The sequence below is a fragment of the Njordella aestuarii genome, from assembly GCF_056494165.1.
On the sequence record NZ_CM151397.1, the window covers coordinates 908,012 to 921,043 of the forward strand.

Genomic DNA, 13,032 nt, shown 5'->3' on the forward strand with positions numbered 1-13,032 from the left:
GTGACGTCGCTGTGGCAATTTTGAATCAGCTTGATTGATTGCGGGGCCCAAGAACTCTTTCTCTCCCCTTGCTTCAGCCAAGATTTCTTGCGAATTCGTGCAGAAAGTAGTCAAATCGCAGGTTTGAGGAAAGATCGATTCGCGTTCGATGCAAAAGTCTAACATGCTGATGCAACGCTATAGACGCAACGATTCGGCTTTTACTATAACGCGTGCGATAACTAAACAAATAGCGGCGGAGACAAGGTAGTTTTCACAGGTCTGAAAATGCGTATTGCGATTGCCACAGCAAAACTCGATCCCAAGCACGGAGGTGCGGAATCGTGGTCGCTCGGGCTGGCAAAATGGTTGGCGGATCAAGGTCAGGAGGTGCACCTTGTGGGGCTCAAAGTGGCTCCAGAGTTCGCATTTCCCGCTCGGAATATTCATCTTCTGAAGGCTTCCAAAAGCAGGCTTGAAGCAGCCCTGCGGCTTGCCAAATGGTTGGAAACTCAGCATTTCGATATCGTTCACGACATGGGGTTGGGGTATCAGTTCGACATCTTTCAACCACACTGTGGATCGCTGATGGCGATGGAACGCGGCAAGACGAACTCGTTTTCTTTCGGACAAAGACTAATTCGCAAGATTGCCTGTCCGCTCGCACTCCGCAGTCGTCGAGTCGAACACCTTGCAGCACTTCAGTCGTCGCATCCAAAAGCAATGTATGTTGCCGTTTCAAAAATGGTGGCCAGCGATCTTCATCAATGGGATTCCATTGCGAAAAACCAGATTCGCGTAATCCCCAACGGTGTCGACATTGCGAAGTATCATCCTGAACGATGTCTCTTGCTGAGATCTGAATCGCGAGCAAAACTTGGCATCCCCCGGGATGCCTTTGTCGTTTCTATCATCGCGCACAACCATCAATTAAAAGGCGTCCGACAGGTCCTCAAAGCACTTCAGATTGCGAAGGACTTTCCTACGGACGTGCGATTCCTCGTCGTGGGAGGCCATCGGCAAAGATATCGTGAATTTAAGATCGGGAGTCATCAAGTGACCTTTACGGGTGCCATTGACGGTGCGTTAGGTATCTATGCAGCCTCCGACGTCTATCTTCACCCAACTTTCTACGATGCATGCTGCCTTTCAGTTTTGGAGGCGATGGCCTGCGGTGTGCCTGCAATAACCACGAAATGCAACGGAGCTTCTGAGCGGATTGTGCATGGTGAGAGCGGCCTGCTGCTGGACAGCGCTAAGCATACTAAGGAAATGATAGAATTGCTCGCCTTGTTAGTCGATCCACAGGTGCGAAGTCGACTTGGAAGAGCAGCGAGACAGGCTGCTGAAAGTTGGACTATCCAGGATAACTATGCAGCGGTCAAAACACTCTATAGCGACTACTTAAGTTTCGCAGATGTTTACACATCAAAAAACAAACTAACGTTTGCGAAGATCGCTGCGTAACACACCGAAGAAATCCAGAGCACTAAGCGACTTGACGCTCAAGATTGGTGGACTGGTGCGCATACGGTTGTAACAACTGGAATAGCACCGTTCGTTTGGCATCTCTGAGGTCGCGCCGTCCGTCGAGTCCGACTTCGTGAACCCATTCATCGCGCCATTCAAAGTACGCGTCTCGCAAATCGATCTCGGGCCAAACTTGCCGCGGCTGGATGACACGTTCTCGAAGCTTCGTTGGCATCATGTCCTTGTACAAAACGTCCCAGTTTGCGCCGCCCGTATCCAAGCCAGCAAACCAGTCCAGACCGAAATCGAGCGGTAGCGACTGGATCTGCTGAAAGTCGTAGAAACAATAGCCGGCCCACAAAAACCAGCGATTTCCAGCCCAACGCTTGTCACCGTAACAGGGTAGTCCGGCAAGATCTTGAAAGGGATCGGTATGGGCAGTGGGAAAGAGATCGTGATCGATGAATCCAAACTGATTTGGTTTACTGGGTTTGATGAGATGTCGCCAAACCCAGTTCATAGCAAATCCGTGGGAACGACTTGCGTTGCGTCCTGTCCACGGGTTTGTTGGGACTCGAAGATACGTTACACCACTATCTGCGCACGCGGCGGAGATCGCTTCCGAAACTGCGGGCTTTGACGAATTGTCTGCAATCAAATGAACGGCATGCGGAATGTATGTTGCGACGAGAGAGACTTGAAGGCGGATTGCTTCGACATCGTTAAATGCAATCGTGATAATCGTCTGGCGATCTCTGATTTGCTTTAGGACGCTAGAAATGGTGCCAGGCTCGCACGGCTGGCTTAAATAACGTTGATCGATTCGGTGATAGCGCCGCGTTTTCATCCAATGCGTTAGCGGTCGCAAGCGTACCCAATCGCTTGCAGCATACTCTCTTAATGGACGAGGCATAGTTGCCCTCCCAAGCTCCAGAATGCGAATTTGTTTGCGTGGATTGGCAGGTTACATCAGATTCGCGATCGCCGTAAATCCCGATATTAAATCCAGCGACGTCGGCGAAAGTAGAGTATCAGCCCAACAGCAACGCTCGCCATAAAGCCCAGCACCACCAAGTAAGCATATGGCAGATTTAGCTCGGGCATGTTTCCCGGCAAACTGGTATCGAAATTCATGCCATACAGCCCCACAATGAACGACAAAGGGATGAAGATGCTGGACATAATTGTCAGGACTTTCATGATCTCGTTCATCTTGTTGCTGACCATCGTCATGTAGTAGTCGCGAATTCCATTGGCTGCTTCATTGTATGTCTCGGCTGAATCGATAACGTGAATCACATGGTCATAGCAATCGCGAAGAAAAATGCGAGTCTCCGGCTTAATCAACGCATACTCATCCCGAATAAGTTGATTGACCATGTCACGGTGAGGTCGGATGATCCGTCGCAGTGTTAACAGCTGCGCTCTCAAATGATGCAGACGATCAAACGAACCGTCTGCGACCTGGAGGGTGATCGATTCGTCGATTTGGTCCAATTCATCCGCGAGGTTGTCGATGAAGGGATAGTAGCTATCGATCACAGAGTCCAGCAAGCAATAGAAAAGGTAGTCGGCTTCGTGATTTCGAATTGCTCCACGGCCATCGTGCAGCCGATTTCGAACACCGCCCCAGCAATCTCCGGGACGCTGTTGGAAACTAACCACAACTCCTGGTTTGAGGATAAACGAAATTTGTTCGCTTTCACTAGCATCGTTCGTGTCGACCATCCGTGCTACAACGAAAAGTGTATCCCCGAATTGATCGACTTTTGCTCTTTGGTTGACGTTCAGAACGTCTTCCATCGCCAGGGGGTGAATTTCAATTAGCTCTGCAATCTTCCGCAGCGTCGTATCCGTACCCAGGCCAGTCACATCAACCCAAGTCATCGTTGCGGATCGCAAGATGCGCGTGAGGTCGACGACTGAGACATTCTCGCGGTCGGTACAATGGCCTTCGCTGCAAGATATGACCCGAATTGTGGTGGGGGTTGCGGACGGATCGATATGCATCGAGCCAGGAGCTGCACCTGGAGGAGATACACGTCGCGCGCCACGCCACGCGGACTTTCGTCGGCGTGCTTTGCTCTTGTGACGTCCGAGAGGTGTTGTTTGAATATGTTCGTCGGTTCTAGACATCTTGTCCCTTTGCCTGCGTGTGGTTGCTATGCTACGGAGGAGACCTGACGTTCGAACATCAATTGAGGCTTGAGGTATTTGAACTCTTGCACAATGTCTTGCACGAGGCCTTTAGCGCGGAACTGTTGAGGCAGGACCGACCACGCGTACGTCTCGATTTCGAAATGGCCGGTGAAGAAGTTCTCTAATTCATTTTGCTGCATTGGCCGGAGGTATTCAACGGCCTCTGCCATTTTGCCATTCGAGCAAGGCGTTGACGGCAGCGTGGTAAGAGCCGTCAGGACTTCGGGAATCGCCCATTGTGTGGTTTGTAGTTTGCCAAAGGTTTCGATAAAGATGGGGACATGAAAATGAATCGTCCAATTCCCGACCAGGCGCTCTGGGGCCGTTATTCCTAAGACCAGCTCACGGAGATCTTCGACAAAACGCACCGAGCCGACAGGTCCATTTCGCATTGTTGTTTGGTGCAAGTAGCGGTCTTCGGCAAAACTCTTTACTTGGTCAAAGGCTTCGCCGCGTTCTTGCTCCGACATCAAATCCCAGTCAACGTGAATTGCCGAAGAGACTTGCACCTTACCGATCTTTATCCCACAGTCACGGTAAGCTTGAATCTGTTGTTGCTGATCTTCCCGCATCACAGCCGCATGACAGACATCATGGCAGACGGACAAGTGCCGCCTCGCAATGTCGGCATTGGCTCCTTTGAGCAAGTATCGCATGAAGAACTGTCGCATGGACGAGCAGTCTCCAAGTGCGCAGCCAGGTTCGGGTTCGATGGCAACAACAATCGTCCGGCCCTGAGTCTCGTAAATTCGATTTAGATGCAAGGCAACTTTATGTAGATTCTTTGCTGCCGCTTGGAGCTGGTCATCTGTTAGCATCGGCTCGCCCCAGGCGATAGGCAAAGTGGAGATGCTCCCAGTGGCATTTTCTGGAAGTAGGCTGGCCATGATGTCCGCAAGCTTCATCGTGTATTCGCATCGCTCGGACTGCCACCACGTCGGTTTGTACACTTCGTGTTTTACAACAGCTTGATGAAAATTATGTTGCGGAAATCCGTTAAAAGTGAATGGCTCAAGGTTTTGCGATTGTAAGGTCGATTTAAGGCGATCAAGATTTTGTGGGTTTTGTAAATCAGCCACGACGGGCTCTGAAAGCCACAGGCCGACACCCAAAGGTTCGCTCTCGCTGTACGTGCCATCCTGAGCAAGATTCGCGCGAATGACACCCGCGTACTGGATTAGGTTGGATTCGACCGAAGCTAGATCTGTTGCTGGGTGAACATTCATGCAATAGCTCAGCTTGGAACTGAATGGTGTAACTTGCATCATATTTCTTAAAAAATTTCCAACGATCAGAGCGAAATTAGGAGGGGGAGTTGGTAAGCAGGATCGTACACAACAAGTCGATCGCGCGTCCATACAGTGGCGTCCGCTTCACGGGCGACAATACTTTGAAGCGGCGCCCATAAAATTTGCGAAGATTAAAGGCGGCGTCTTTCGAGCAAAAAACCCGACGAACGTGGCCGTCCGCAAGAATTGTGCTACGTCAAGTCTCGCCGTCAAAAATGTCTTTGGTAAGATATCACGCCCTCGGTTGGCGACCACCGCCAATCGATGCAGGAAAGTCGCAAATGGTGATTTTTCCTGGGATTTTAGTATTTATTGCGTCATTTTTATTCGTCCAGGCTTTGCCGAAACGCAGGGAGCACTTTTATGGCACAGAACGAACGGAAATCGAAATTTCGCAAGGACGAGCCCAAGTTGGCGAGGCCATCCGACTACCTCGACCGCAGCCCACCCGTCGATCTCACGGCGGAAATGGCCGTGCTGGGAAGCACCCTGCTAAATCCCGACGTCTTGAATGACCTGACGATGGTTATTCGCCCCGACGACTTTTATGATGACGCACATCGCAAGCTCTACACGCATCTGCAAGAGATGCATAACAGCGGACGGAAGATCGACGTGACGTTGTTGGTTTCCCGTCTGAAGGACGCAGGAGAATTCGAACTGACTGGCGGTCCGGCTTATCTGGCAAAGCTGGCCAACTCCGTGCCAAACTCTGCGCATGCCGTATACTATGCCGAGATCGTTCGCGAGAAAGCGACGATGCGTCGATTGATTGAAGCGTCGACGAGCATTCTTAAGGACGCGTACGAGGAATCATTTGACGCCAAGGAACTCACGTCACAAGCGGAACAGCGAATCTTTCAAATTCAAGACGACCGCAGCGCTAACTCGGCATCTGCGATCAGCGATGTTCTCAAGAGTGCCATGCAGCGTATCAACGCACGTATGAAAGGCGAACAATTGTCGGACGGCGTGCTAACACACTTTCACGACTTTGATGCAATGACCGGCGGCCTTCACAGTGGCGAGCTCGTGATTTTAGCGGCTCGTCCTAGTATGGGAAAAACAGCATTCGCCATGAATATTGCTGAGCAAGTTGCGATGCAAGAGCGGGCTCCGGCTCTGTTTGTATCACTTGAAATGTCTGCAATTGAATTGGCCGACCGTTTGTTATGTTCCGTAGCACGTGTAAACGGCTCTCGACTGCGGAATGGTACGATTTCGCAGGAAGAGCGTCAAAGGCTGCTTGATAAAGCGATTGAGTTGAGCCAAACGGCACTCTACGTTGATGACGCACCCAGCCGAACGGTTAGTGAAATTGCGGCTGTTGCACGGCGTATAACACAGGCGGAACTAAAAAAAGATAATGGACGCAAGCTTGGGTTGTTGGTTATCGACTATTTGCAGCTTTTGGAACCAGACAATCCTAAAGATCCACGGCAGGAGCAAGTCGCAAAAATCGCGCGTCGCCTAAAGATGCTCGCCAGAGAGTTAGAAGTTCCAATTCTTTGTTTGGCTCAGCTTAATCGTCAAGCTGAAGAAGGCAAAGATCACCGGCCGAAGCTGAGCCATCTGCGCGAAAGTGGAGCGATCGAACAAGATGCGGACGTCGTGATGTTCGTGCACCGCGAAGACTATTATGCACGAGGTGAAGAGGCTGATGCACTCAGGGGTTCAGCGGAAATAATCATTGCTAAACAACGAAATGGCCCTGTCGGCGACGTGGAACTCGTTTGGGAGCGAGATTACACTCGTTTCTCAAACAAGGCTTCCGAACAGTACAACGAGTTCAACGCCCAGCACGATTTCTCGACGCCAGGTAACTACTAGAACGTGCGTGATTCCTCGGACTAGAAATTCGCCAGTGACTTTGGCAGTGGAAATACGAGCGCTATATCGTCGGCGGGCAATGGAATAGAGGGGTTGACCTGCTTCGATGGTCGAGGGCGTGTTTCGCTAAATTCTAATGCGTTGAAGTTCTCCAATGCGAATGAAAACATCGTTGGCTGCCATCGTGCAATTTCATCACGCTCAGTTGTGTCAGGCAAATGGCAATTGCCTCCATTGTCTTTGGCATCCAGTCCTGAAGAATATACCATGCAACCACTTCTACTCACCCGATAACGCAGAGGTGAATGCGTGTAAACATCGGAAGGATGGGAGTTGAGATAGGTGGGCACCAGATCCGTCAAGTGAGCCGGGTATTCACCCGTCTCTTGCTTAAAGCGATGAACGGCACAGGTCACTTGAAGGACCTGCGCACGGATGCGTGTCGTATCCGCAGCGACAATCAGGCTCTCAATGTTGCTTAGTGGTAACGCTAAGATGTGCGCGACTTGCCTGGATCGGTTTCGAACGCTGTAAGCAGATTCGACATTCGACAACTTGCTATTTGCTTTGACCCGAATAGCGGCAAGAATCTCTCGGATCGATTCACTGCGGTCGATCCCAGGAACAATTCGCGATTTCTTGACGAGGTCGTCCAAAATGTCATTTAGTTCCGCAAGAACGATATTGGCATCAATACGGTCTTTAGACTTCTGAAGTTTCAGGACCATTGACCTTCGGTTGGCTGGGGCGCGGGGACTTTGAAGGCTTTCAATAGCGGATTCCAAAATTGCCAGACGGATATGTTCATTGAACAACCGCGATAAACGATCATCGATTTTAAGCTGATTTAACTCCTGTTCGATCTCCAGCAATGTTTGGACTGTGGAGGTGTTTTTGCAGGCTATCAAAACGATACAATCGAGTATGTTGCCTTTCAGTTGACATTGCAACGCAATATCTGCAGTCGTGCAAGATGGGATGCAGTTGACGACTTGCAAAGCAGACTTGCAGTCTTGCCAAGCTTGAACGGAATCAGTGTTGCCAAGGTGCAACATCGCTCGGGCGCACAAGTTGGCAACCGCCGAGGCAAAAGCGACATGCAGTCGAGAGCGGTCGGCGTGAAATGCATTGGCGGCGGTAATATTCTCCGGTAGAAACGACCGGCCAGCTGAAGACGCTTGAGTTAGGCTGTTGTAATCTGCAGCGTGCGATTCGATCCAGTCGGCAGCGGTTGGAGCGTCTTCTCGCGTCCACTCGTAGCGAGTTAGCTCAGCAGTGTTAAACGCCGCGCCCGTTCCAGCTTGGAGTGCAAGAATGTCGAAGTCCATTTCAGGCCCTGGTTCGGTTGCAACCTTTTGCCACAACGGTACTCCCGCACTCTCTCCCGGTAATTCCGGCCACATCGCGTTAATAAACGCAGTGAGACGTAAATCGTCCGAATCGTTTTCTGACTTAAGTTCGCTTGTGCATCGATCGACAAATGCTTGCGCATAATTCGGCAAGCCGTTCGAGTGCAGCGGGGCTGTTATGAAAGTCGTCTGGGAAGACACTTCAATATTGGAGTCAATATAAAACCACTGACTGATAAGATTGCCAGTGACAAGGACTCCGATGACGCTGAAAACCCACAGCGTTAGTTTGATCCATTTTGGGAGCTTCATAGAGTCCGATCAGAATAGATATTGGTACTGGGCTTTTCTTGCTGCACAGGCATGCGTAGAGTTCTGTCGAGATTGCGGTTAAATCTGCAGCGTTGGCTCAAGTGTTGCTTTGACGGTATGTCATTAGCGTATTCAATAGTACGGAGCACCGAAAGTCTAGCGCTTACGGAATCCAATGTTAAATTAGGAGGGTTAGGGTATGGCACGGAGCCTTTCTCGTTTGGGATCTACAAGTTCGGCTGACAGATTTTCCCGACGACGTTCAAAAGTCGGTCGCAAAGCTAGGACTTACTGGGCGGAATGTGGTTTTTTAATCTTAGCCGTCCTGTTTCTGCGGCCGCAAATCGCACAGCAAATTGTTTCGACTGTGCAGACCGAGAGGGCTGAGACGTCGCTGGCCGGTAACGACGGCCCCATTGGCACGAATCCGGCTTTGACTGGCACGAGCTTACAGCATTCGCAATTGATGCCATCAAGTCTATCGCGAGTGCGGTAGGCGTTTGCAAAAATTACAAATGCCTCCCCCTTCTTTGCTTCGTCGCCTTTAACAGGTTAGAATTCTTCCAACGTGCATAATTGCAAGTCGCCCGCTTAAGGGAACTTGAAAGTAAGTGTCCAGCTTCTTGGGCATCATTGACGGAGGAATTTATGAATCGCTGGGTTGAGATCGCATTTGATTGCCTGCCTCTACGCAGTCTGCCTCGATTTGATGCCCCCTTGGATGCTGACGAGGAACTGGCTGCAAAGGCGATTCGAATCAAGCAAGCGGTTCAAACGCATGGCACACACAACACTTACTATTTGCATAATGCCGAGTGTGTGTTTCATTTTACCAATGACGAATCAAAAGGTTTGGTAGCCTTCGTTTTTGAAGGCGTCGTGTGCACTTGTGAGCAAGACGTGGCCGCCATGTCAGCTCACCTGGACGTATCGCTGCGTAACGAAGATTGTAACTGGTTGAACCAAGCGATCGTCGATTGGTTGAAAGAGACTGTGCGTCAAGCTGTGTTGGTGGAGTTCAATAGTTTCGTCGCGGCCGGCGATCTTAAACGTACTTTTGATCGCATGGAAGCCTTGGAAAAGGACATGGAAGACCGTCAAGGATTCGTCGGTATGTATCTATAACGCCAAATTGGACTATCAATCAGTTTCACTTTTGACGGGCGACTCGGCGGTGGAAATAAATCGATAGCCAGCATCACGGATCGTCAGAAAGTATTGCGGTTTGGCTGGATCAGGTTCAAAGACCTTTCTTAGTCGGAGCATAAACTGGTCAAGGCTTCGAGTTTGCATGTCTCCGGGAACGTCCCAAACATTCGACAGCAATTCGTGACGTGGTATGACGCGACTCTCGTTTGCTGCAAAGTAGCTTAAGAGTTGAATTTCTTTTGTGGTAAGTTTTACGCGATTTCCTGCGACGAAGACTTCATGAGTTTCGAAGTTCACGGCCGAGTCACCGAATTCTAGAAACTTTACGGGCTCCTGCGTAACCTTTTGATTTTCCTTGCTATGTGCCGCGTTTGCCGCCGTCGTTCGCATTCGCAGCAAGTTGCGAACGCGAGATAGCAATTCATCTAAATCAAACGGTTTGGTCAAATATTGATTAGCCCCTAGATCAAAACCTCGCGTACGGTCTTCTGGAAGCGAGCGTGCACTCGACATCAGGATTGGAAGTTCAGCGTCTGTCTTGCGAATCGTTTCACAGACGCGATAGCCACTCATACCGGGGAGCATCAAATCGAGAATGATCAAGTCGAATGCAAAATGATCGGCGTCGTATAATTTCAAAGCTGTTTGGCCATCTGTTGCCAGAGTGACTCGATAACCTTCAGCTTCAAGGTTGTACTTGATCATAGCGCCGATATGTTGTTCGTCTTCAACCACAAGAATATGTTTTTTGACGCTCATTCTATTTTCCAATTCTTACGCCGCGTGGCACTTGCTGCACTGATTTACTTTGAACAAGCTTTGCATTGGGTAGCGTCAGTGCTACTTTTGTGCTGTTTTGATTTCGTGAGTCGACGACGACGATTTTGCCCTTCATTCTACGGACAATCAATTTGACTAAGAATAACCCAATTCCAGTTCCTGGTTTGGTTCTCTCCAGTTCATTGCCGATTCGATAAAATCTCTTGAAAATCTGGCGTCGAAGATGTCGTGGAATGGTATGACCATTGTTCTCGATCGTGGTGATAACGCTTCGCGATGCTCCGTCAAACTCCGAACAGATCTCGATCATCGGCGGCGTTGCCGCATATTTGGCAGCATTATCTAACAAATTACGCAGAATCAATTCCAGATCCGCTTTCCGGCAGTCGAGCTCGATCGGTTCAAGATGTGATTTAATGCAATCTGGATTCAGTTTGTATTTTTTCAAAACGTCATCGATTGCGGCCCGAACAAATTCGTCGACGCGACAGCACTCGACGCTCGATTCATCGGAAATTTCGTGGTGGGAGATTCGTGCGACGTCAAGCAATTGGTTGATCAACTGATCTAAACGTTCAACCTCTAGCAACATTGAACTATAGAAGTCTTGTCGCTGCGATTCTTCGATGCTTCGCCGGTTAAGCGTCTGGAGGTAGAGTTTCAAGGACGCAATAGGGCTTTTCAACTCATGCGTGACTGCGTCGATAAAGTTACTCTGCCTTGCGGTTAGGTTGTGCTGCTTGATCGTTAGGATCAAATACAAGATCACGCCCGTGAGCACACAGGCGAACATCACGGATCCAATGGTAAGTAACGTCCAGTAAAGGCCCGCGGACTTTTCGCTGGAGTTCGCACCGAATACGTTAAGTAGGATCCAGCCGACGGTGAGCCCGCCGATCAAGACGATCATGACAACTGCGAGCGTGATCGGCCATTTTAGGCTTTTGCGTTCAAACATAACTTAGTTCGAAACAAAGTGTGAGATATCAATCCTACAAAGAACTATCTTGTCGTCATTCTTGATCGGGAATCTATTCGGAAAATCGTTGGTTTCCATAGGCTTCCGCGGGCGTGGGGGCAGTGTCTTTCGCTTCCGACTTTTTAAGTGCGAGCTGTTTTAGAAGATCGCTTTTGATTTTGCTGTACGCTGGGTCCTCAAAATAGTTCTTCGTCTCTTCGGGGTTCGTTTTTCTATCAAGAAGTTCCCATTCGTCGACGTCGGGCGCGTAGTAGTGTACGAGCTTGTATTGGTCAGTGATCAAGCCATAGTGGGGGCGAACGCGATGTGGAACCGGGAACTCGTAATAGTGGTAGTAGAGAGAATCACGCCAGTCCTCGGGGGATTTTCCTTGAAGAAGTGGAATGAGCGATTGTCCCTGCATCGAGTGATCTGGTTCGAGTTGGGCCAGCTCGCAAAATGTGGGTGCAAAGTCGATTAAGGAAACAAGTTCATCGCATTGGGAGCCAGGTGAGACAACTCCTGGCCAGCGAACAATCAGCGGAGTGCGTGCAGATTCTTCGAAGATCCAACGCTTGTCGAACCAGCCGTGCTCGCCAAGAAAGAAACCTTGATCAGAGGTACAGATTACAATTGTATTGTCCGCTAGACCATTACTATCTAGATACTTCAGGACGCGACCGATCGAATCATCGACAGCTTTAACGCACGCCAAGTAATCGTGCATATAGCGTTGATACCGCCACTGTACCTCCTCCTTTGCCGTCCGGGCAGACTTTCGGTAATCTGAATTGCGAGGTCCATAATAGGAGTCCCATGCCTTGCGTTGTTCGTCGTTGAGCTGCGGCGGAGGAACCAGTTTGAGATCTCGATCACCAAATGTATTAGCAATGCCCATGTCGTGGTCGCGAATCGCGAGGCCGCGGCCGTCGAAGTCATCAAACAGTGTATCGGGTTCTGCAAAAGAAGCGTCTCCGTTCCAACCGAGATCTCGCAGAGCTGGCTCCCATTCACGGTGAGGCGCTTTGTGCTGCATCATCATCATGAAAGGCTTCTCTTGATCGCGATTTTCTAGCCAATTTATTGTTAGGTCTGTGATTACGTCCGTTACGTAACCATCATGTTTAACGCGCTTGCCGTTATCGATCATCGGCGGATTGTAATAGACTCCCTGCCCCGGCAAGATATGCCAATAGTCGAAGCCCGTCGGGTCTGACTCCAAGTGCCATTTTCCAACGATCGCAGTGTTGTAACCAGTGGATTGAAGCATCTTCGGAAACGTCACTTGGCTTCCGTCAAAACGGCTATTCGCGTTGTTATAAAAACCATTCAGGTGAGAATACTTGCCGGTCAGAACGGTTGCTCGACTTGGTCCACAGATAGAATTTGTCACCATGCATCGGTTAAATTTCATGCCGCTGCTCGCGAGCGAATCCATGTTGGGGGTTTGAAGCAGCTTTCGCTTTTCACCGTAGGCACTGATCGCTTGACAAGTCATGTCGTCAGCGAAAATGAAGAGGATGTTGGGCTGCTTCTTTGAGGCTGTGGCAACCGCCTCGGGATCTGCTGCAAATGCCAACGAAATTGGCGAAAGCGTCAGCCAAGCCATCGCGATGATTTTAAATACGACGTCATAGTTTCTCATGCTGTTAACCGCCTGCGATATAGAATTGACATCAATGGGGAAAATCCCACGGACAGCTTGACTGCATTATGA

The 13,032-nt window shown here is 49.8% G+C and carries 10 protein-coding genes; 3 read left to right on the top strand and 7 right to left on the bottom strand.

Features of this window, described 5'->3' with window-relative positions; translation table 11 throughout:
- The first annotated feature begins 267 nt into the window (after window positions 1-267).
- Complete coding sequence (locus tag SH451x_RS03515; protein ID WP_479361010.1) at window positions 268-1,446, top strand: glycosyltransferase family 4 protein; 1,179 nt, start codon at window positions 268-270, stop codon at window positions 1,444-1,446.
- A gap of 22 nt (window positions 1,447-1,468) precedes the next feature.
- On the opposite strand, the gene SH451x_RS03520 is transcribed toward SH451x_RS03515, so the two are convergent.
- The 3 genes from SH451x_RS03520 to eboE form a co-directional block, all read right to left on the bottom strand.
- A complete protein-coding gene (locus SH451x_RS03520; protein WP_479361011.1) occupies window positions 1,469-2,362 on the bottom strand; it encodes a hypothetical protein in 894 nt (297 codons plus the stop codon).
- A gap of 86 nt (window positions 2,363-2,448) precedes the next feature.
- Window positions 2,449-3,585, bottom strand: coding sequence for a magnesium/cobalt transporter CorA (gene corA, locus SH451x_RS03525; RefSeq protein ID WP_479361012.1), 1,137 nt, complete (start codon window positions 3,583-3,585; stop codon window positions 2,449-2,451).
- A gap of 26 nt (window positions 3,586-3,611) precedes the next feature.
- Window positions 3,612-4,916: a metabolite traffic protein EboE gene (eboE, locus tag SH451x_RS03530; protein WP_479361013.1), complete on the bottom strand. Its 1,305-nt coding sequence runs from the start codon at window positions 4,914-4,916 to the stop codon at window positions 3,612-3,614.
- 384 nt (window positions 4,917-5,300) lie between these two features.
- On the opposite strand from eboE, the gene dnaB reads away from it, so the two are divergent.
- The gene (dnaB, locus tag SH451x_RS03535) at window positions 5,301-6,767 is read left to right on the top strand and encodes a replicative DNA helicase (RefSeq protein WP_479361015.1); all 1,467 of its coding nucleotides are present in this window, start codon (window positions 5,301-5,303) and stop codon (window positions 6,765-6,767) included.
- A gap of 20 nt (window positions 6,768-6,787) precedes the next feature.
- On the opposite strand, the gene SH451x_RS03540 is transcribed toward dnaB, so the two are convergent.
- Window positions 6,788-8,428, bottom strand: coding sequence for a hypothetical protein (locus tag SH451x_RS03540; RefSeq protein ID WP_479361017.1), 1,641 nt, complete (start codon window positions 8,426-8,428; stop codon window positions 6,788-6,790).
- A 648-nt stretch (window positions 8,429-9,076) separates the two neighbouring features.
- On the opposite strand from SH451x_RS03540, the gene SH451x_RS03545 reads away from it, so the two are divergent.
- Window positions 9,077-9,553: a hypothetical protein gene (locus tag SH451x_RS03545; protein WP_479361018.1), complete on the top strand. Its 477-nt coding sequence runs from the start codon at window positions 9,077-9,079 to the stop codon at window positions 9,551-9,553.
- Window positions 9,554-9,568: 15 nt separating this feature from the next.
- On the opposite strand, the gene SH451x_RS03550 is transcribed toward SH451x_RS03545, so the two are convergent.
- The 3 genes from SH451x_RS03550 to SH451x_RS03560 all read right to left on the bottom strand — a co-directional run bounded on the left by SH451x_RS03550 (window position 9,569) and on the right by SH451x_RS03560 (window position 12,960).
- A complete protein-coding gene (locus SH451x_RS03550) occupies window positions 9,569-10,336 on the bottom strand; it encodes a response regulator transcription factor (protein ID WP_479361020.1) in 768 nt (255 codons plus the stop codon).
- A gap of 1 nt (window position 10,337) precedes the next feature.
- The gene (locus SH451x_RS03555) at window positions 10,338-11,315 is read right to left on the bottom strand and encodes a sensor histidine kinase (RefSeq protein WP_479361021.1); all 978 of its coding nucleotides are present in this window, start codon (window positions 11,313-11,315) and stop codon (window positions 10,338-10,340) included.
- Between the two features lie 73 nt (window positions 11,316-11,388).
- Complete coding sequence (locus SH451x_RS03560) at window positions 11,389-12,960, bottom strand: sulfatase family protein (RefSeq protein WP_479361022.1); 1,572 nt, start codon at window positions 12,958-12,960, stop codon at window positions 11,389-11,391.
- Window positions 12,961-13,032 lie beyond the last annotated feature (72 nt).

Coding starts and splice junctions, on each gene's coding strand:
- SH451x_RS03515 (WP_479361010.1), top strand. CDS start 268: ATGCGTATTGCGATTGCCACAGCAAAACTCGATCCCAAGCACGGAGGT.
- SH451x_RS03520 (WP_479361011.1), bottom strand. CDS start 2,362: ATGCCTCGTCCATTAAGAGAGTATGCTGCAAGCGATTGGGTACGCTTG.
- corA (WP_479361012.1), bottom strand. CDS start 3,585: ATGTCTAGAACCGACGAACATATTCAAACAACACCTCTCGGACGTCAC.
- eboE (WP_479361013.1), bottom strand. CDS start 4,916: ATGATGCAAGTTACACCATTCAGTTCCAAGCTGAGCTATTGCATGAAT.
- dnaB (WP_479361015.1), top strand. CDS start 5,301: ATGGCACAGAACGAACGGAAATCGAAATTTCGCAAGGACGAGCCCAAG.
- SH451x_RS03540 (WP_479361017.1), bottom strand. CDS start 8,428: ATGAAGCTCCCAAAATGGATCAAACTAACGCTGTGGGTTTTCAGCGTC.
- SH451x_RS03545 (WP_479361018.1), top strand. CDS start 9,077: ATGAATCGCTGGGTTGAGATCGCATTTGATTGCCTGCCTCTACGCAGT.
- SH451x_RS03550 (WP_479361020.1), bottom strand. CDS start 10,336: ATGAGCGTCAAAAAACATATTCTTGTGGTTGAAGACGAACAACATATC.
- SH451x_RS03555 (WP_479361021.1), bottom strand. CDS start 11,315: ATGTTTGAACGCAAAAGCCTAAAATGGCCGATCACGCTCGCAGTTGTC.
- SH451x_RS03560 (WP_479361022.1), bottom strand. CDS start 12,960: ATGAGAAACTATGACGTCGTATTTAAAATCATCGCGATGGCTTGGCTG.